The 20,577-nt window shown below is 35.5% G+C and carries 19 protein-coding genes; 8 read left to right on the top strand and 11 right to left on the bottom strand.

Annotation, left to right across the window (positions count from 1 at the left end; all coding sequences use genetic code 11):
- Positions 1-84: 84 nt before the first annotated feature.
- Positions 85-1,056, bottom strand: a complete 972-nt coding sequence (gene trhO, locus NSQ59_RS12190) for an oxygen-dependent tRNA uridine(34) hydroxylase TrhO (protein ID WP_055739593.1) — start codon at positions 1,054-1,056, stop codon at positions 85-87.
- Positions 1,057-1,239: 183 nt separating this feature from the next.
- Positions 1,240-3,429 (bottom strand): DNA topoisomerase III, encoded by a 2,190-nt coding sequence (locus NSQ59_RS12185; RefSeq protein ID WP_055739592.1) that lies wholly within the window; start codon positions 3,427-3,429, stop codon positions 1,240-1,242.
- Positions 3,430-3,610: 181 nt separating this feature from the next.
- On the opposite strand from NSQ59_RS12185, the gene NSQ59_RS12180 reads away from it, so the two are divergent.
- The 4 genes from NSQ59_RS12180 (at position 3,611) to NSQ59_RS12165 (ending at position 5,698) form a co-directional block, all read left to right on the top strand.
- Positions 3,611-3,844 (top strand): hypothetical protein, encoded by a 234-nt coding sequence (locus NSQ59_RS12180; protein WP_055739591.1) that lies wholly within the window; start codon positions 3,611-3,613, stop codon positions 3,842-3,844.
- 216 nt (positions 3,845-4,060) lie between these two features.
- Positions 4,061-4,951 (top strand): YitT family protein, encoded by an 891-nt coding sequence (locus NSQ59_RS12175; protein ID WP_055739590.1) that lies wholly within the window; start codon positions 4,061-4,063, stop codon positions 4,949-4,951.
- Between the two features lie 297 nt (positions 4,952-5,248).
- A complete protein-coding gene (locus tag NSQ59_RS12170) occupies positions 5,249-5,377 on the top strand; it encodes a YuzL family protein (protein ID WP_083489300.1) in 129 nt (42 codons plus the stop codon).
- Positions 5,378-5,455: 78 nt separating this feature from the next.
- Entirely contained in the window at positions 5,456-5,698 is a 243-nt protein-coding gene (locus tag NSQ59_RS12165) for a YkuS family protein (RefSeq protein WP_055739589.1), read from the top strand.
- A 60-nt stretch (positions 5,699-5,758) separates the two neighbouring features.
- On the opposite strand, the gene mobB is transcribed toward NSQ59_RS12165, so the two are convergent.
- From mobB to NSQ59_RS12135, 6 genes are all read right to left on the bottom strand, one after another.
- A complete protein-coding gene (gene mobB, locus NSQ59_RS12160) occupies positions 5,759-6,307 on the bottom strand; it encodes a molybdopterin-guanine dinucleotide biosynthesis protein B (RefSeq protein WP_055739588.1) in 549 nt (182 codons plus the stop codon).
- Positions 6,277-7,566 carry a molybdopterin molybdotransferase MoeA gene (locus tag NSQ59_RS12155; protein WP_340831424.1) on the bottom strand — a complete coding sequence of 430 codons (1,290 nt, stop codon included), beginning with the start codon at positions 7,564-7,566 and terminating at the stop codon, positions 6,277-6,279. The genes mobB and NSQ59_RS12155 overlap by 31 nt, the downstream gene beginning before the upstream one ends.
- 150 nt (positions 7,567-7,716) lie before the next feature.
- The gene (gene moaA / locus NSQ59_RS12150; RefSeq protein WP_437177115.1) at positions 7,717-8,730 is read right to left on the bottom strand and encodes a GTP 3',8-cyclase MoaA; all 1,014 of its coding nucleotides are present in this window, start codon (positions 8,728-8,730) and stop codon (positions 7,717-7,719) included.
- 211 nt (positions 8,731-8,941) lie between these two features.
- Positions 8,942-10,099, bottom strand: coding sequence for a D-alanyl-D-alanine carboxypeptidase family protein (locus tag NSQ59_RS12145; RefSeq protein ID WP_055739585.1), 1,158 nt, complete (start codon positions 10,097-10,099; stop codon positions 8,942-8,944).
- A gap of 477 nt (positions 10,100-10,576) precedes the next feature.
- Positions 10,577-12,496, bottom strand: a complete 1,920-nt coding sequence (locus tag NSQ59_RS12140; protein ID WP_055739584.1) for a vWA domain-containing protein — start codon at positions 12,494-12,496, stop codon at positions 10,577-10,579.
- A gap of 11 nt (positions 12,497-12,507) precedes the next feature.
- Positions 12,508-13,386, bottom strand: a complete 879-nt coding sequence (locus tag NSQ59_RS12135) for an ATP-binding protein (RefSeq protein ID WP_055739583.1) — start codon at positions 13,384-13,386, stop codon at positions 12,508-12,510.
- Between the two features lie 210 nt (positions 13,387-13,596).
- Between NSQ59_RS12135 and NSQ59_RS12130 the strand changes: the two genes are divergently transcribed.
- The 3 genes from NSQ59_RS12130 (at position 13,597) to NSQ59_RS12120 (ending at position 16,490) form a co-directional block, all read left to right on the top strand.
- Entirely contained in the window at positions 13,597-13,890 is a 294-nt protein-coding gene (locus NSQ59_RS12130; protein WP_126648758.1) for a hypothetical protein, read from the top strand.
- Positions 13,891-13,908: 18 nt separating this feature from the next.
- On the top strand, positions 13,909-14,703 hold the full coding sequence (gene yidC / locus NSQ59_RS12125; protein WP_055739581.1) for a membrane protein insertase YidC: 795 nt from the start codon (positions 13,909-13,911) through the stop codon (positions 14,701-14,703).
- A 302-nt stretch (positions 14,704-15,005) separates the two neighbouring features.
- Positions 15,006-16,490, top strand: a complete 1,485-nt coding sequence (locus tag NSQ59_RS12120) for an aldehyde dehydrogenase family protein (RefSeq protein WP_055739580.1) — start codon at positions 15,006-15,008, stop codon at positions 16,488-16,490.
- A gap of 225 nt (positions 16,491-16,715) precedes the next feature.
- On the opposite strand, the gene NSQ59_RS12115 is transcribed toward NSQ59_RS12120, so the two are convergent.
- Positions 16,716-17,639, bottom strand: coding sequence for an LCP family protein (locus NSQ59_RS12115; protein ID WP_055739579.1), 924 nt, complete (start codon positions 17,637-17,639; stop codon positions 16,716-16,718).
- A 233-nt stretch (positions 17,640-17,872) separates the two neighbouring features.
- Here NSQ59_RS12115 and sda point away from each other — a divergent pair, with 233 nt between their 5' ends.
- Positions 17,873-18,007 carry a sporulation histidine kinase inhibitor Sda gene (gene sda, locus NSQ59_RS12110; protein WP_055739578.1) on the top strand — a complete coding sequence of 45 codons (135 nt, stop codon included), beginning with the start codon at positions 17,873-17,875 and terminating at the stop codon, positions 18,005-18,007.
- A 266-nt stretch (positions 18,008-18,273) separates the two neighbouring features.
- Here the strand turns inward: sda and NSQ59_RS12105 are convergent, their stop codons facing one another.
- Complete coding sequence (locus NSQ59_RS12105) at positions 18,274-19,080, bottom strand: DUF2935 domain-containing protein (RefSeq protein ID WP_055739577.1); 807 nt, start codon at positions 19,078-19,080, stop codon at positions 18,274-18,276.
- A 138-nt stretch (positions 19,081-19,218) separates the two neighbouring features.
- Positions 19,219-20,460 carry a 2-oxoglutarate dehydrogenase complex dihydrolipoyllysine-residue succinyltransferase gene (gene odhB, locus NSQ59_RS12100; protein WP_055739576.1) on the bottom strand — a complete coding sequence of 414 codons (1,242 nt, stop codon included), beginning with the start codon at positions 20,458-20,460 and terminating at the stop codon, positions 19,219-19,221.
- Positions 20,461-20,577 lie beyond the last annotated feature (117 nt).

The following is a 20,577-nucleotide window of genomic DNA, read 5'->3' as shown; positions in this document are numbered from 1 at the left end:
CTATTTTAAAACTAAATATTTTATGAAATGGATAATGCAGGGAAAAAATTTTTGTATAAAAAAAGGTAGCAACCGCTACCTTTTTTACATTTTCACTGTGTTTTCTTCTTCTATTCTTTTTAATCTTTCTTCTACTTCCTCTTGTGTTAAACCGTGCTCTTTCACATAAAGATTTCTTGGATGTACACGGCATTCGTGTGTACAACCGCGCAAATATTTATGTTCATTTTCTTCTGAGCATAGAATTTGTTTATTACACTCAGGGTTTGCACAATTCACATAACGTTCACAAGGTTCACCAGTAAAATAGTCCTTCCCTACAATGACATGCTCTTTATGGTTGATAGGAACAGCAATACGCTCATCGAATACATAGCATTGACCATCCCATAATTCACCCTTTACCTCCGGGTCCTTACCGTACGAAACGATTCCACCATGAAGCTGTGCTACATCTTCAAATCCTTCGCGTACTAGCCATCCTGAAAACTTTTCACAGCGGATCCCACCTGTGCAATAGGTTAGGATTTTTTTACCCTCTAATTTATCTTTATTAGCCCGAACCCAATCTGGTAATTCCCTGAACGTTTCAATATCAGGCTTGATAGCACCTCTAAAGTGTCCAAGTTCATATTCATAGTCATTCCTTGCATCCAAAACGACCGTATTTTCATCTTGCATCGCTTCAAAAAACTCTTTTGGACTATAATATTTACCAGTCAGTTCATTTGGATTAATATCATCTTCTAATCGTAAAGTAACAAGCTCTTTACGCGGTCTAACATGCATTTTCTTAAATGCATGACCATCCGCTTCATCTACTTTAAAAACAATCCCTTTAAAACGAGGATCATTTTTCATCATGTTCATATATTCCTCTGTTTTTTCAACTGTTCCTGAGAGTGTTCCGTTAATTCCTTCATGCGCAACAAGAATTCTTCCTTTTAAGCCTTGCTCTTTACAATATTTTAAGTGCTCTGCTGCAAATTCCTCAGGATTTTCAATATCAGTATAATAATAATACAGTAATACTCTATAAGGTTTTGTTTCTGACATGTTATTACCACCTATCGATTTATATTTGCAAGATATAAATGTATTTAGGTTGTATATGATATACACTTTTCTCTTACAAGAAATTATTGTATAAAAATATATCTAATTGTGCAAGGGAGAATTTGTGTACATTCGCCCATAATTCACCTAAACATCCATTTATCACTTTAAAAAATGGAAAAGTTAGTCGAATTTTATGCCCTTTAATGCCTCTGCAAATGCATTATTTATAGGTTCTTCGTTTTTATTTTGTTGCTTAAGATATTTTTGCACAGAACGTTTATCCATTTTCCCACCAGACTCTTTTTTGCGTCGTGCCTCAAAAGCTGATAATTTTTCACGATATCCGCATTTACAAGCGAAAATTTGACCTTCACCTTCCCCACGAAGTTCCAATTTCTTCTTACATTGAGGGCAGCGTGCGTTTGTTACACGTGCTACGTTTTTTCTGTAACCACATTCACGATCCTGGCAAACAAGCATTTTCCCTTTTTTGCCGTTTACTTCTAACATTGGTTTGCCACAGTCTGGGCAAGATTTGGTTGAAATATTATCATGTTTATATTTTTTATTGCTCGCTTTAATTTCTGCCACTATTTCTTTCGTATGTTCCTTCATTTCATTGATAAATACACTTTTTTTCAGTTTCCCTTTAGCAATTAGTTCAAGCTTTTGTTCCCATTCAGCTGTAGTGGCCGGAGACTTTAATTCATCCGGAACTAAATCTAAAAGCTGACGTCCTTTGGAAGTGATATAGATTTCTTTCCCACCGCGTTTTTCAATTAAGAATGAATTAAATAATTTATCAATGATATCAGCTCGAGTTGCAACTGTACCAAGACCACCAGTTGACTTTAACGTTTCTGCGAGCTTTTTATTATTTGTTTCCAAATACTTAGTCGGGTTTTCCATTGCAGATAATAGCGTTGCCTCTGTAAAGCGTGCTGGTGGCTTCGTTTGACCAGATGTTAGAGCAATTATTTCTGTCCTTAATACCTCTCCTTTTTCAAGACGAGGTAATAGTTGCTCTTTTACATCATCTGTTGTTTCTTCATCATCAAAACGATTTTCGTATACTTCTTTCCAGCCAGAGTTGATGACAGATTTTCCCCGTGCTATAAACTTCTCATCGCCAATTGTTGCATGTATGGTTAATTGTTCATATTCAAACGCAGGGAATAATACTGCTAAAAATCGTTTTACAACAAGATCATATATTTTGCGTTCTTTATCTGAAAAAGCAGAGAAATTTACAAAGCCTTCCGTTGGAATGATGGCATGGTGATCACTTACCTTGCTATCATCTACAAATGCTTTTGTAGCTTTAATAGGCTTCATTAAAATCTTATTTGCAAGAGTACGATATTCCCCTACGCTACATGCTTTTAACCGTTCTGGAAGCGTACTAACGATGTCTGTCGATAGAAAACGAGAGTCTGTACGAGGATATGTCAATACTTTATGTTGCTCATACAATTTTTGCATAATATTCAATGTTTCTTTGGCGGAATAGCCAAAAATTTTATTGGCATCACGTTGTAATTCTGTTAAATCATATAGAGCGGGTGCGAATTTTTTCTTTACTTGTCGGTCAATGGAAACAATTTTGCCATCTTTATGTCCAATAGAGTGAATGATTTTTTCTATTTTTTCTTTATTAAAGCTTCGGGTATTCCCATTCACATCTTGCCATGTTAATTTAATTTTATCTGTCTGGGCTTCAATGCCAAAATAATTTAGTGGTTTGAAATTCTTGATTTCTTCTTCACGTGCGGCAACCATCGCAACTGTTGGTGTCTGTACACGGCCACAGTTTAACTGGGCATTAAATTTAGTTGTTAGCGCACGTGTTGCATTTAAACCTATATACCAATCTGCCTCAGAACGTGCTACTGCCGATGCATATAAATTTTCATATGCTTTTCCTGGTTTTAAGTTATTAAATCCGTCTTTAATCGCTTTATCGGTTACAGAGGAAATCCATAGACGTTTGATTGGCTTATGAATTTTTGCTTTCTCAATAATCCAACGTGCAACTAATTCTCCTTCTCTCCCTGCATCAGTAGCCACAATTATTTCCGTTACATCCTTGCGGTTTAACTGGGCTTTTACGGAATTAAACTGCTTTCCAGTTTGTTTTATCACAACTAATTTCATTCGTTCTGGAAGCATCGGAAGATCTTCTAAATTCCATGATTTATATTTATTATCATAAGCTTCAGGGTCCGCTAAAGTTACTAAATGCCCTAATGCCCAAGTAACTACGTATTTATCACCTTCTAAAAATCCATTTCCTTTCTTAGAACACTTCAAAACTCTTGCTATGTCACGTGCGACGGAAGGCTTCTCAGCAATTACTACACTTTTTCCCATTTTCCGAACTCCTTTACTGACTTTGTAAGGTCTAATATACCATAGTTTTTCACAAATAGTCTTGTAAAGGCACCTAATACAGTAACAGTTAAAAAAAGAGAAAATTCTGGCCAAATTAAGATGTTTTTTCTTTTTTTAGCACTTATAATGGAATCATACCTGCAAAAAGGAGATGACTAAAATGTCAAAAAGCAAAGCTAAAAAAAGACGTGAGAAACTTGTAAGAGAAGGGAAAAGAAATCCTTCGGAGAACAGAGGAGTGTATGCATTAACTGATATGAGGACTCGAAAAACTAAAACAAAAAAAGAAGTTCTTTCACAAGTTAAACATAAAAGTCGATTATCTTACGAAAGTATAGAAGATAAATCGACTTTTTATTTTGTCTTAAAGGAAAACGAACTAATGGAAATATAAAAACCATAAGCAAATTATTTCTAATCTTCCTATTTTTATTATAAGATATTAAAAGATAGACATTTAATGTTAATCACTTTTAAAACCTCTGGTAACAATAATCATTCCCCTTTTCCATTCATTTTCAAATCTTTATGATTGTTATTTTTTTCAACAACTGTATATGTTCATAATTAGTAAAATCTAAATAAATGCATATTTGAAGGGAGAGAATCGATGTTAGCTACAAAAGAATTATTCGGATTTAATAAACACAAACAGTTATCACGACTTGCATTAGTAAGAAGGATTTTTTTCATTACCTTAGGATCCATTATTATGGGGGTAGCATTAGAATTATTCCTCGTTCCAAATGCAATACTGGATGGTGGCATAACAGGTATTTCCATTATCCTTTCCCACTTTACAAATCTTCAGCTTGGTTTGTTTATTTTCATCTTAAATATTCCTTTTTTCTTTATTGGATATAAACAAATAGGGAAAACCTTTGCAATATCCACACTGTATGGCATTGCAGTCATGTCTCTAACTACTTATTTTTTACATCCCGTACCTGGTTTTACGGACGAATTGTTTCTGGTTACAATCTTTGGAGGGATTATTTTAGGCATCGGGGTAGGAATTGTTATTCGCTTTGGAGGCTCGCTTGATGGTACAGAGCTCCTATCCATCTTATTAAATAGGAAACTGCCCTTTAGTGTTGGCGAGGTCATTATGTTTTTTAACATCATTATTTTTACATGTGCCGGATTTGTCTTTGGGTGGAATCGGGCTATGTACTCTGTGATCACGTATTTTATCGCGGCAAAAACGATTGATATTGTCATTCAAGGTCTTGATGAATCGAAATCTGCGTGGATCATCAGTGATAATACCACCGAAATCGGTAACGCTATTCTTGCCCGTCTTGGAAGAGGTGTCACCTATTTAAACGGAGAAGGCGCCTTTACCGGCTCGGACAAAAAAGTGATATTTTGTGTTATTACTAGATTAGAAGAGGCAAAATTAAAATCAATCGTGGAAGAGTTTGACCCGCACGCATTCCTTGCCGTCGGAAATATTTCAGAAGTGCGAGGTGGAAGATTTAAGAAAAAAGATATCCATTAATGCTGAATTTAAAAAATAGAATCCGATGGGGATTCTTTTTTACTCCGCATTCAATTCTCTAACTTTATCATCTGTTGGTAAAAATATTGAAAGCAGTCCAAGCAATGGTAAAAAGCTGCAGAAAATCATCACAAACATTTGCTCCTCTCTCTTCCCTTTTATATTTTTTTAGTTTTCCGAAATAAACGGATAAGATGATTATACCTTGTTTTTTTGATAAAAAATAAAAATTTTCTATTTAAACCATAATACATACTTCGCCCTATCATTTGGAAAAATGATAGGGGAGGTGAAAAAATGGCGAATCGAAAAAAGGACCCGTCAAAGGCAGGCTTAAATTCACCGCAAGTTAAAGGGCAAGGAACGACAACGGAAGAAACTGGAACAATCAAAGCGGATGCTTCCCGAAAGAAACACGGAAGATAACGGTGATATTTAAAACGATGTGAATGAATAATTTTCCATTATTAAGGAAGCATATAGGGTTAAGAGGAGGTGTTGGAAATGGCGAAAATCGGTGTAGAACAATCATTATCAAATGTATCGCAGGTCCTCCGCGAAAAAGGATATGATGTTGTTGAACTGAAAAACGAACAGGATGCAAAGGGCTGTGATTGCTGTGTTGTCACAGGCGGTGATGAAAATGTAATGGGTATTCAAAATGTAATTATCCAAGGCTCTGTAATCGATGCGAGAGGAATGTCAGCTGAAGAAGTTTGTCAAGAGGTTGAAAGCAGAATTCAATAAATATACTTTAAATTTATCATCTAAATAGCCCCTTCATCTCTAATGGATAAAGGGGTTATTTTATTTTTTTCTGAAAAATTCACTTGAAGAAAAGTGATGTTGTGGAAATAAAAATGGAAAAAACCACGCAATAAATCGAGATTTCTCTTCTATTGAGAAGACCGGAAACGGTACAGTTTCTTTCAATGGTATCCATGATAAAACTACCTGAATATTCGTTAATTCCTTTAACAAATAAAGATCGTTCTGATTTCTAATAATCACTGCTTTCGATATGGGGGCATATTTATATCCTTCAATCAATATTAAATCTAAAGATAAACGATGATAATAATCTATGATCTCATCCAGTGACCAATATTGTGTTTGTTTTTTTATTACTAGTTCACCATTGCCCTCGACCGCAGCATAAACCGCACCTGCATTAAGATGCTTTTCACTGTCCTTTTCCATATTTTCCTTTGATGGAGTACCTCCATGACCATGATGTTTAATGGTTCCACTTTTTAAACCCAATTTATCTCCATATCTGATTATTTCCTGAACAAGAGTTGTCTTTCCACTATTTTGAAACCCCACTATCTGGAAGATTTCTGTCTTTCTTTCCACGATTCATCACTTCCAGCTTGATCCTCTAATAATAGAATATCTACTAAATCACCCGTTTTATAGCCTTTTGTACCTCCAGGTAATACCATTAAACAATCAGCCCAAGCAATGGATGTCACTACATTCGGTTTGTCCAAACCAACAGGCTCCACAAAAAGACTGCCATTATCATAACCCAACTTACTCCGAACAAAGCGAGTAAATGGATTCGGTTTTGGGAAATCCTTTATTAATGTCGCAGTTGTTTTCCATAAAAATGGCTTATTTGAATACAGCCAATAACGAATAATCGGACGAACGTATAATTCAAAACCTACATAGCATGAAGATGGATTGCCGGATAGCCCATATAATAATTTATTGTCACATTGTGCTACCGTAGTAACACTTCCCGGACGCATTGCAATCTTGTTAAATAATACTTCTGCACCGATTTTTATATATATTTCTGGTAAATAATCAAAATCACCGACCGAAACGCCGCCGGTAGTTATGATAATGTCACATTCCTTTAAGGCAGACTTAACGGTAGTAAGTAATGATTCTAAGTTATCTGCACAATTTTCATACTTTTTAATAGACGCTCCGGCACGGATAATTTGCGACTCAATCATATATCCATTACTATTACGGATTTTTCCTGGCACAAGTGGTTCATCCACTCTTAATAACTCACTACCTGTTGCAATTACTCCAATTACTGGTTTCTTCGCCACCGGCACCTTATGATATCCAAATGTCGCCAAAAGCGCCTTTACACCTGGATTAATTATCGTTCCCTGTTCTAACAATACTTCCCCTTTTTTTGTATCTTCCCCTTGGAAGGATATGTTTTCTCTAGCATTTACTTTTCTTTTTATCGTTATGATTTTTTTATCAAAGGAGGTTTCCTCTTTCACAAGTTCAAGCATAATAACGGAATCCGCTCCTTTTGGAATAGCCGCTCCGGTCATAATTCGAATTGCCTGGAATTCTTGTAATTGTTTTATACTTACTTGACCTGCACCGATTTCGTCCACTACTTCAAATTGTACTGGATTTTTACTTGATGCCAACAAAGTATCGCAAGACCTAATTGCAAACCCATCATATGGGGATCGATCAAACGGCGGGACATCATGATCAGCAATTAATGGTTCTGCCAAAAATCTGCTATCACAATCATCAATTGATACCCACTCTATCTCCCCGCGTTTTTTCCATTCCATTATTTTCTCGGTAGCTTCTTTCACCCAAATGGGCTTTCTCCGTTCTACCATATTACATCCCCCTTAATGTTTCTATCATTCTAATCGTAATTTCCTTACCCAACTTGTTATTTTTGATAACTTCATTGTCATTCTTTAAGTGTAGCTTTTCCAACAAAAAAAGTAGTATTGTCTATACCACTTTTCAAGGATGTTAAAATCTTATCCGCCAATGTAAGACATTTCAATCTTTTTCTTTGAAGGATGATGGTTATTTCTTTCATCTGAATACCTATCTGCACGCTTGTTCCAAATAGAGGTGATTTCGTTTTTAATTGTCTCATCTGTAGAACCATCTCGAAGAAGCACTCTTAAATCATGACCATTGCCAGCAAAAAGGCATGTGTATAGCTTTCCGTCCGCAGAAATTCTTGCCCTCGTACAACTGGAGCAAAAAGACTCTGAAACAGAGGTAATAAATCCCAGTTCAGCATTACTGCCCTTAAAACGATATCGTTTTGCCACTTCACCAAAATAGGCAGCATCAACAGGTTCTATTTCAAAATGGGAAGATAAAATTTCGTACATTTCTTTTTTCGTGATAACCTTTTCCATATTCCAGCCATTTGAATTTCCCACATCCATAAATTCAATAAATCTTAGCGTTATTCCTTTATTACGGAAATATTCAGCCATCGGGATAATTTCATGATCATTTACCCCTTTTTGTACAACCATATTTACTTTAATGTGGAATCCTAATTCACACGCCTTATCAATTCCTTCCATAACTGCTTTAGAAGAAACTCCTCTGCCATTAAGCTTTTTAAAAAGATTTTCATCTAATGCGTCAAGACTAATATTTAATCTGTGAAGTCCTGCATCAAACAATTCTTTGGCTAGCCTGGTTAGCAGTACACCATTTGTAGTCAGCCCCATATCAGTAATTCCTTCTATAAGAGTAAGTTTCCTGATTAATTCGGGAAGTCCTCTCCTAAGTAAAGGCTCACCTCCTGTTAACCTTATTTTTTTCACACCCAATTGAGCAAATAGTTTAGCAAGTCTTTCAATCTCTTCAAATGTTAAAACTTCATTTTTAGGCAAGAACGGAAAATCAGGACCAAAAATTTCAGCAGGCATACAGTATTGGCATCGAAAATTACAACGATCCGTAACGGAAATTCGCAAATCATGGAGCGGCCTGTTAAACCCGTCTGTAATCAAAGCATTCAAAATAACATCTCCTTTGATGAGATACAACTTTCATATAAAAAAATTATGTTTAGAGTAGCTTAATATTATTAATATTATAATAAATAACTTTTACTTGTTGGTCTATTCTATTTTATTTACGAAAAATCATACATTTTCTCTGAATTGACATCGTTTACAGTAATAAATAAAATCGATCTGCACCAAAATTCAATTAAAAAAGGGTGCATATATCTCACCCTTTTTTGCGATATTTAATCCTATTAATGGACCAGCTCACTCCTAATCCAACGATTACAAGCGGTATCATAAACAGCCATGGACTTTGTTTTTGATTATTTGACTCTTTTTCACTAAGATGCGATTCGGCGGCAATTACTTTCTGTTCTGTAAGCTGAAACGAATTTAATATCACACCTGTTTTATCCAAAATCTCCAAAATACCGTCCTTTGAAATCTTTTCCGAAACACTCGAATGAAGTGGAGCAGTATAAAGTAGATTTTCCTTTGTTTTAAATGTTTTGTTTCCATTTTGATAAATTGAATCCTTTGGCAAAGAAGCTGTCTTAAAATTCTCAAATCCATAATCAAGAAGCTTCTTAGTATCTAGGTATTCATCTTTTTTTGATTTTGCATCCATTGTAATAACTGTTAAATGAATATTTTGATTTTCTGCTGTAGTTGCCAAAGTTTGACCTGATTGATCAACATATCCAGTCTTTCCACCTGTTATTCCTTTATAAGGAATTTCCCCTTTGAGCATTAGATGATGAGTTATAAGGATTGTATGCCAACCCTCACCATCCCATTTTAACTCCTTTGTTCCGAAAATTTCACGAAAAGTTGGATTTTTCAAAGCATAATCCGTAATCTTTGCTAAATCGCTCGCTGTTGTATAATGCTTTTTATCAAATAAGCCATGTGGGTTCACAAAATGAGTATGATGAACACCAACCTTTTCCTTCAGAAAAGCATTTAGCTTATTGGCAAAGCTTGGAACATCTCCTGCTAAATATTCAGCAATGGCAACCCCTGCATCATTTCCAGAGTTAATTAAAAGGCCTTGTAATAAATGCTTTAATGGGACCTTTTCACCCTCGACAAGATATACCCTTGTTCCGTCCGTTTGTTCAGCATGTTTACTAACTGTGACAATATCATTTATGTTGCCGTTTTCTATCGCGTAAATAGCTGTAGCTATTTTGGTTAGGCTTGCCGGATATAATTTTTTATTTGGATTTTTTGCATATAAAATTTGACCGCTGTTACTATCTGCTAGAACAGCTGCCTCACTTGCGATTTTTAAAGTTGGCTTTTCCGCTGCATTTGCGTTATCTACTACGAAAAAAGTAAATAGTATGGTTAAAATGAAAAAAAATATCCGCTTTATCATAAATAGCCTCTTCCAATCCATTAATTTCTACATAATTTTATCAAAAGAACAAAAATTCTTATATCTTTTTTCCTAATTTGTAACACAAATGAAAAATTTGTCGAAATAAACCGAACAATCTCTACCTTCATTCTGGGTCAAGTGAAATTCACAACATATCAGGATTTTCTTCACTCTTTTAGTATTCATTTTACGTTTCTTCAGTCCATCTTCCTTTTCCAGATAATACCTTTGTATCTTTATACCTCAATACAAAAGCCCTAAACAGTAAAAAGGTGTATCATTTCTGATACACCTTCTTTTCTTAAGAAATTTTAAATTGTCCACATCCAGCGCAAAGAGCATCGCCTAGCGGATTTCTACTTTCCTCCCTGCAGTTGCAGTTAAAGGCATAAAGTGAAAGAAAATGATGTGCTATTTTCACTTATCCGTAAGCAGAGCTGTGGCGCTTGCACATTTGTTCATAAAAAAGTTATTTTATATACTTTTCAGAAGTAACTTTCTAAGCAACGGAAAAAGCACATTTGGAAGCTCACTAACATCTGATAAAATAATGCTGAAATTCCCGTATATATTCCGGAGCAAATTTCTTTGTCCTTCCGACACTTGGCTATTAGAAAGAAAAATATTGATAACCTCTATTCCTCTTTTCCTCGCTTCTAAAACCGCTTCATGTGTATCTACAATCCCATTTTGTTCATAGCCAAATGCTGCAGGTTCTCCATCGGAAAAAACCAATAAGAATTTTTGCTTCTCATTTCTTTTTATTAGCTTCTTAGTCATATGCCGGATAGCATAACCATCGCGATTATCCTCTTCCGGCTGTAACTGCATAATTTCCGCACCTATTTTTTTATTAAGGGAGGACCTAAAATCGATAACCGTTTTAAAATAATTAGGCTGCTTTAATTTAGTTGCTTCACTCGTATCTTCCCAAAATCCAACTACTTCGTGTGCAACATGCACGGATTTTAGTGCTTCATGAAATAATGTAATTCCTTGTTTCGTTTCGGACATTTTATCCGCCATCGAAGCGGAACAGTCGACTAATAAAGTGAATACCGCGTCAATTTCTTTTGAGTATTCTTGTTTTTTATAAAACAATCTTGGATTCTCATCTATAAAAAATGGAAGAAGCTTTTTACTGAGTCTACCATATTGCATATTCGCATGTGGAAATGACCTTTTATGCTCTAATATTTTTTCTATTATTTTCTGCAGCTTCTTTTGATGATTACTTATATTCGTTTTTAATTTTTCATAAACATGGATTTCATCAAAGTTCGGTATAGATGGAGAAAGGAAAATCGGATATGCATTTCGGTTTTCATCTCCGTATTCCCATTCCCCTCCACCTTTTATTTTTCTTTCTTGTTCAAGAGCCTCCAGCTGCGAGTAATCATTCCGATTAGATTCCCGTGCGGAACCTTGGACAATACCAAGCGCTTGATCACCTGTCTCACTTTCCCTTACTCCCTCACCAAGTAAATCAGTTCCAGACCCTTGTTCAAGATCAAATTGAAGAAAGCTTTTACTCATGTCACTGGTTTCCCGATGCCATGTTTTCATTTCCTCTTTAAAAATTTCTTCCTCTCCTGTACTCTTCTTTTCTAAACGATCATTATTTTGCAAAGGATCTTTTCGCTTTAATTCGTTAAACGAAATTCCACCCTCCTCTAAATGCTCCATCATCTTTTCCGGAAGATGAAAGTATTCATTTAACATATCATCCTCTAACACTTCGTCTAATACTTCCATAAGATTTAAAGTAAATCGGGCTATATCGCTCGTTGATTTCGCATCAAAAAATTTCATTACCTGGTTTTGAATATAGGGAAAGGACAAATTTATTTCTTCTTTGAAAGAAGGAATTTCTAATAATGGGGACTCTGCAGTAAGCATTAAATAGATAGTATTGAATAAAGCATCTGTGTAAACACTTTTCACTACATTAACATTTTGCTGAGATTCAAAATAATCCCAGTAAATTTGTCTGCGTGTCCGAAATGCCTTTACTGTCCCTGCTCTTTCCCTCTTACAATTCTCTTCAATCCGTAAATCTTCACCTAATACAAATAATTGCTTGGCAAAGCTTTTTAATTTAATGGATTCCAGTTTTTTAAGAAAAGCAAACACATCATCATAATTGGTATAGTGAAAATTTCCGATTGCCCGTAAAAAAACATCACTTTTCAACCCATTTTTCATGATAGAGGGAGGCCGATGGTTCCAAAAATGCCGTACAAATACTTTATGTTCAGCAATATCTAAATAGGAGTGGACACCAAATTCCAGTTCATATTCCTTCTCTCTCATCAAGGTTTTTGCAAGATCGGAAAGTTCCATAAAAAGCATAGAATCTATTTGTTCATCATTAAATTGAATAAAGCGCTCCATATGATAACCCCCTATCCGAATATTGTTTCAGCAATATTACGAACGGCCGCTTTTTCACGAGCATCTTCTAATTTATCAATAATTCCTCTTTGAATCGCTCTTAAAGGGGATATATATACAGATAGATCACATGTATCAATCAGTGCTCTAATCGATGCGGCATCTTCCGAAATTTGTCCCATTTGCGCCTGAGCAATTAAATCACTGGATAATGCTACAAATTGATTAATAAGAGCAGCATCCTTCAACCTGCTTTGATTTTCCAATACGATTTTTAACGTTTCTGCCTGAATATATGGAACATCGATTATTACAAAACGGTTTTTTAATGCTTCATTTAATGGCACTGTTCCGATATACCCCTCATTTATGGCAGCAATTACACCAAAATTGCCTGTAGCGTTCACCACTTCTCCTGTAAAAGGATTATGAATCATTCTACGGTAATCAAGAACACCATTTAAGATAGGTAATGTTTCTGGTTTTGCCATATTAATTTCGTCAATATATAATAGATGTCCTTTTCTCATGGCTTGAACAACTGGACCTGGAACAAAATCAATAAAACTTTTTTCTCCGTCTTGATGAATGGTTTTAAATCCCAATAAACCTTCAGCATCTAAATCTACAGAACAATTTATACTTTGCATAGGCTGTCCAAAGATAGATGATATCGTTTCTGCAAGTTTCGTCTTACCCGAACCGGTTGGGCCCTTTAGCAATACATTCTTGCCTAATGATAATGCAATGATTGTATCAATTAAGATGGCATTATCTGCAGGAATATATCCCGGACTGCCAATCTTTTCGTTTTCATTTGCAAAATCCTGCTTTCTTTCTTGTAATATATCTATAATATCTTGAGGTAATAGTTGTAAAATTTGATCCATTTTTAAAATCCTTTCCTGTCAAAAACTTACCATTATTTTTTCTTCCATAAATATATATTTTATCATAAATTGATCATTTTTTAATGATTATATAAAGCTTTTAGAGATAGAGAAAAGACAATTTTCCCATAAATGAATAAATGATTGTAAATTACACCACTTTACGGTATAATTCGATTCTAATGAGTCTTTTAAAGTGAGTGAACAAATTTGATGGAATATTTAATTAATCTAACATATGATCCATTTATTTGCTCTGTTTCTGTAAGTCTTATCCTGACGATTGGACTAGCATGCATATGGAATAAATTTAGAATTCAATCCTGCTCGTATTTATCAGAAAAACCAACGGAAATTTTGATTAATCTCGATTATCCATTTGAATCAACAAATGATAAAATACAAAATCCGTTAATGACATGGATTATCAAATATGTTAGACGTAAAGAATCCTCAAAGGATGATTCGGATCATCATTTATCCATCATTCAACCAACATATTAAACTCTAGGAGGATAATTGATGAAACGTTATGTAAAAATGTCAGCGCTTTTAGTAGGATTGGTGATGCTACTTTCGGCATGTTCATCGTCTGCGAATGCAAAGGCACCAAAACAAACTGGATTTTTCCATACTTATTTTGTAGAGCCTTTTGCACAGGTAATTCATTTTACAGCACATTTATTTTCAGGTAATTACGGTATTGCTATCATCCTTATAACCATTCTAATAAGGTTAATCTTAATGCCGTTGATGTTAAACACCTACAAAAAGCAACAGGTAATGAAAGAAAAAATGGATGTTTTAAAGCCTGAAATGACAAAAATACAGGCTAAAATAAAACAAGCTAAAACAAAAGAAGAACAAGCAAAATTACAACAGGAAATGATGGGACTATATCAAAAACATGGTGTGAATCCATTGAATATGGGATGTCTTCCTCTAATTATTCAAATGCCAATTTTAATGGGATTTTATTATGCAATCCGCAGTTCTTCTGAAATTGCCGGCAGTTCATTCCTTTGGTTTAACCTTGGTCATAGAGACATTCCAATGGCGCTAATCGCAGGTGTAATCTATTTCTTCCAATCGAAAGTATCGATGATCGGTATGACTCCTGAACAGGAAAAACAAATGAAAATCATGGCATTGATCTCCCCTATTATGATTCTCTTTGTTTCCTTTAATGCACCTGCCGCATTGCCTTTATATTGGGCTGTGGGTGGAGCATTCTTAATCGGACAAACTTATTTATCGAAAAAGCTATATACTTCTCAAAAAGAAAAAGAAAAAGAAAGTAAAGCACCACAAAAATAAGGTTATGGCCTGCTCACTATAGTGAGCAGGTTTTTTGTATCTTTCGGAAACTATAAAATTTTTACTGCGGATAATCCTCTTATAAAATTGTCTACGTCAAGCGCAAACATCTATCGGCGTACGGATTTGATTTTTGTCGAACAAGCTAAAAAAATGATGAAAAATATTCTTAATTTTTCATAAATTTTAATTGAAATCATTGAAAATTATTAGTAGGATTGTAGTGTAAGCGCTATCTAAATGTAGCTTCATACAGCACGATCACACCCCTTAGAAAAACGATTCTGAAGGAGGATTTTTTTATGAGTCAAACTTTATTAAGTGTCGATGAAAGAGTAGAGAAATTTTTACAAGGTAAAAAGAAACTATTCATTAATGGTGAATTTGTCGAAAGTGCATCAGGAAAAACTTTCGATACGCCGAATCCTGCTACAGGAGAAACATTAGCAACAGTCTATGAAGGTGGTCCTGAAGATATTGATCGTGCCGTCAAAGCTGCAAGAAAAGCATTTGACGAAGGTCAATGGTCAAAAATGAGTGCAGCTACTAGAAGCAGATTAATGTATAAGCTTGCAGATTTAATGGAAGAGCATAAAGATGCACTGGCACAATTAGAAACACTAGATAATGGAAAACCAATCAGAGAGACATCTGGTGCGGATATACCATTAGCAATTGAACATATGCGCTATTATGCAGGCTGGTCTACTAAAATTACAGGGCAAACAATTCCTGTAAGTGGTCCTTTCTTTAACTATACTAGACATGAAGCTGTAGGCGTCGTTGGACAAATCATTCCATGGAATTTCCCACTTCTAATGGCAATGTGGAAAATGGGAGCCGCTCTCGCTACTGGATGTACAATTGTTCTTAAGCCTGCTGAGCAAACCCCGCTTTCAGCACTTTACTTAGCTGAATTAGTCAATGAAGCTGGATTCCCTCCAGGTGTGGTAAATATCATTCCTGGATTCGGTGAAACTGCAGGCCAGCCGCTTGTAGATCATCCTTTAGTAAATAAAATTGCATTCACTGGTTCTACAGAGGTTGGAAAGCAAATTATGTCTCGTGCTTCCGGGTCACTAAAACGTGTAACTCTTGAACTAGGTGGTAAATCTCCAAATATTATTCTGCCTGATGCGGACCTATCAAAGGCTATTCCTGGTGCACTAAATGGTGTTATGTTTAACCAAGGCCAAGTATGCTGTGCAGGTTCCCGTGTATTTATTCAGAAAAAACATTTTGATAATGTTGTAGCAGATATGGCCTCTCATGCAAAATCAATTAAGCAAGGTGCAGGGCTAGATAATGAAACACAAATGGGACCGTTAGTATCGATTGAACAACAAAATAGAGTGTTAAATTATATTGAAAAAGGACTTAGTGAAGGTGCTGAGCTTCTAGCAGGTGGTAAAAAGCCACGTGAGGAAGGCTATTTTGTAGAGCCAACCATTTTTGCTGATGTCAATGATGATATGACAATCGCAAAAGAAGAAATTTTTGGGCCAGTTATTTCTGCAATGCCATTTGAAGATTTGGATGAAGTAATTAAGCGGGCTAATAATAGTGATTATGGGCTAGCAGCTGGCTTGTGGACTCGTGATATCGCCAATGCTCATTATGTTGCAAGCAAGCTTCGCGCAGGAACCGTTTGGGTCAACTGCTACAATGCTTTTGATGCTGCATCACCATTTGGGGGATATAAGCAATCTGGTATCGGCCGTGAAATGGGGTCCTATGCATTAAATAACTATACAGAAGTGAAGAGTGTTTGGATATCTATGAAGTAAGAAAAGCGGAAGCGCCGCAGCTCTAGCGTACGGATTTCGTAGTCGCTCACCTCGAGATAAAGGAAACACAGTGAGGTAGTTCACGAACAAGTGAAAATAGCATTTCCATTTTCAACTATGTTGACTTATCGTAGGGTGGAAACGAAGAAATCCGCTAGCCGATATCTGCTTACGCTAGACATATTTCTTTTAAAAATATTACTGAGGCCAGGAAATTTGGCCTCTTCATTTATGATGATCGTTAACAGGTTGCGGCTCACTGAAAAATTGATTGAGTGCTTTAATATTCTTTTTATAATCCAGTTGCAGGACTGCTCCAGCATACGGAACATTTCGATTTGTAAATCCATTTTTCACTGGAATCCGCATTGTATCTAAATTATCTATACGCTGTAAAAATATCGTGGATGCTAAGGTTAGAATTTCATTCGTTTTTAAATCTGTATGAATGTATTTAATGGAGGAATCCAATAAAGACGGTATTTTGGCAAAACCATCCAAAGTATTCATTTCCTTTTGAAATTTATCCTTCATTTTTAATAAAACCTCTTGCTGTCTGTCTACTCTTCCAAAATCACTTCTTGCATCATGTCGGAACCGTACATATTTTAAAAGTTCTTCGCCGTGCAGATTATGTTCACCTGGTGGGACATTTAAAGCCATATCCTTTATAATGGCTTGATTTAAATCTACTTTTATTCCTTCAGGTGCAATTGTATCAATGACTTTTACAAAACCTTTGAAATCAATCGTAATAACATGGTCAATTTGAATACCAAAATTTCGTTCAATTGTTTTTTTTAATAAATCCTCTCCCCCTACATAATAAGCATGATTCAATTTATTGTAGACGCGATTATAACCGGGAATCTTAACAAAACTATCCCGCATAATGGACGCTAATTTGATAGAACGGTTCTGTGCATCATATTGACTTACTATAATGGAATCGGTTCTGGATTGCTCCCCTTCTCTGGTATCAATGCCAAGTAGCAGGAAATTTATCGGTTTTTCATTTAATTTCTTTTTAAAACTTTCTTCTAATGTTCCCGGATTGGTTTTATTCTTATGATGTAAAAACTTATTATCGCAAGATGCTAAAAAAACACAGGGAATAATGATGAGGTATAGAATAATTAAATTTTTCATAATAGGACTTCTCACCTCTTTTTCTTATAGTATGAACAAATTTCGATTGCACATACGATGAATAACATTCTAGCTCCTATTAAGTGTAAGAGGATTATTCGAGTTTTAAATGATAAATCGTTTTTATAATACGAAATTATTTAACTTTTTTCATAAAAGGGGTTCTCAAACAACTCATTAAAAGATAAAATAAAAGGAATCAAATTTAATAAATTCCACTAGGAGGTTGTGTCATGAAGATTATGAGTAATGAATTGTTGGTGGCAGCCTATCGAGACGCTAAAAAGAAAGGTCAAGATCAAGAGTGGATTGAATTATTAAAATCAGAGCTAAAAAAGCGTGGCTTAACGCCTATTACAATAAAATAAAAACAAATGCGTAAGTGCCTTGCTCATTTGCGTACGGATTTCGTAGTCGCTCACCTCGAGATAAAGGAAACACAGTGAGGTAGTTCACGAGCTGATGTTGAATTATCGTAGGGAGGAGACGGAGAAATCCGCTAGCCGATTGGCACTTGAGCTAGACGTAGATAATTTTTTAAACAGTTATTTACTTCTTTAAATTTTACAAATTCTTGATAAGAGAAAAATAGCGTGTGGAATTCCACACGCTATTATCATTTATATTACACTTTTTAGCCTTCATTTCTCGGCATTGCTGGATTACAATTAGGTATTTCTGTATTCGCAGATTCTGCAAGTTTAATTAAGTAATAACATTCTTCACGAAACATATGATCCGCCATTAAAACAGGGAAGGTGCCAAGAACTTCATTTGAAATTTCTAATTCAAAAATCTCATTTAAAAACACTTGAAACATTTCCATTTCTAATCTAACATCTTCATTCATTTTTCTTAAAGCGGGAAAGGTATCTAAACTTGTTCGTAGGTATCCAGTAAATTCCACTGCTTTTAAATAAAACTGTTGAAATTGCTGAACAAATTCCTTGCTTTCCTTTTTTATTTTGTGCTCGGTAGCATCCATCTCCGATTGGATCGCACCAGCATGACCAAAGGCATCCTGCAGCCACAATAAATGATGATGTAGTTCATGTAGAATAGGTGGTTGTTCACCACGTATTAAATATACTAGTATTCGTTCGTATTCCTCCAATTCATTTACCATATGGCTTAAAAAAGTAGGTGATAATTGAATTTTGACCTTACTGACAAGATGTCTCTCTATCAGAGTTAATTTAAGCTGTTTAAGTTTTTTTACCTCAGCATCTGCCTCATTTGCCAATAGGATTAGAGAGCCTTCATCATGTAAAGATCGTGCATTTAGCAATAGACTATCAAATTTGTTTTTAAAATAATTGGCCTCTTTAATAAAATCGGCTTCGGTTACACTTAAAGAATCTAGAATAAATCTAGAATGATCACCAAGGATTTGCAGCCAAAACTCATGTTCGAATTTTGCAGACTGTATAAAAGATTTCACACCATCCCCCCTTTTTTCCCATATTAAGTTTATTCCATGTTTGTCTTGTCTTATTCCTTTAGTGATTTGAGGTTCGCTGGAATTATTTTATGTCTATTAAAAAAGACAACCACATGAAGTGATTGCCTTTTCAATGTATTAAACTTCTAATAATAAATCTTCTGGGTTTTCAAGTAATTTCTTAACAGTTGCAAGGAAGCCAACTGCATCTTTTCCGTCGATAACACGGTGATCATAAGATAATGCTACATACATCATAGGACGGATTTCTATTTGGTCACCAACGGCAACTGGACGTTTTACGATGGAATGCATACCAAGGATACCTACTTGTGTACCATTGATAATTGGTGTAGAGAATAATGATCCAAATACACCACCATTAGTGATTGTAAATGTACCACCTTGTAAATCAGCTAAACCAAGCTTATTATCTCTAGCTTTTTTCGCAAATCCAGCAATATCTGCTTCGATTTCTGCAAAGTTTTTGCGGTCACAATCACGAACGACAGGAACAACAAGACCTTCTTCTGTAGAAACGGCAACACCGATATCGTAATACTTTTTGATTAATAATTCATTGCCTTGAATTTCTGAATTTACGTATGGATATTTTTTCAAGCCTGCAACTACTGCTTTTGTGAAGAATGACATAAAGCCAAGACGAGTCCCATCATGTTCTTCTTGGAATTTGTCTTTTTTACGCTTACGTAATTCCATAACTGCTGTCATATCAATTTCGTTAAAAGTAGTTAACATTGCTGTATTTTGTTTTACTTCTAACAGACGGTTAGCGATTGTTTGGCGACGGCGTGACATACGAACACGTTCAACTGGTTTGCCATCTTCTTGGCTAACAGCCGCAGGTGCATTTTTAGCAGGTGCGGGAGCTGCTTGTTGTTTTGGCTGATTGCTGTATACTTCAACATCTTGTTTGCGTACACGTCCTAGCGGATCTACAGTAGGAACTTGTCCTAATTCGATTCCTTTTTCACGAGCAAGCTTACGAGCTGCAGGAGATGCTATTGTACGACCTTTATCTTCCGTAGATTCTACGGCTGCCACTTGTGGGGCAGGAGCTGCTTCTTGTTTTGGTTGTTCCGCTTTTGTTTCCGCTGCAGGTGCACTTGGTGCAGGAGCCTCACCGCCAGCACTTACGATTGCGATTACTTGTCCTACTTGAACAGTGTCGCCTTCTTCTGCTTTTAATTCTTGAATAACGCCTGCTTCTTCAGAAATTACTTCCACATTTACTTTATCTGTTTCAAGCTCTACAATATATTCCCCTTTTTCCACATACTCTCCTGGTTTTTTCAACCATTGAGCAATTGTTCCTTCTGTAATTGATTCCGCTAATTCAGGCACTTTAATTTCAGCCACGATGATGTCCTCCTTAATAATCATTGCTATTTTCTAAATGTATTTTCACGTTTCAAGGCGTGCAAAATTCTAGATGCAGTGAATAAGGGAGAAAATTAGATTTTCAGCTAATTTTCT

The organism is Margalitia sp. FSL K6-0131, assembly GCF_038008735.1.
Classification (GTDB): domain Bacteria; phylum Bacillota; class Bacilli; order Bacillales; family Bacillaceae_C; genus Margalitia; species Margalitia shackletonii.
This window is presented reverse-complemented; position numbering and strand designations above follow the sequence as displayed.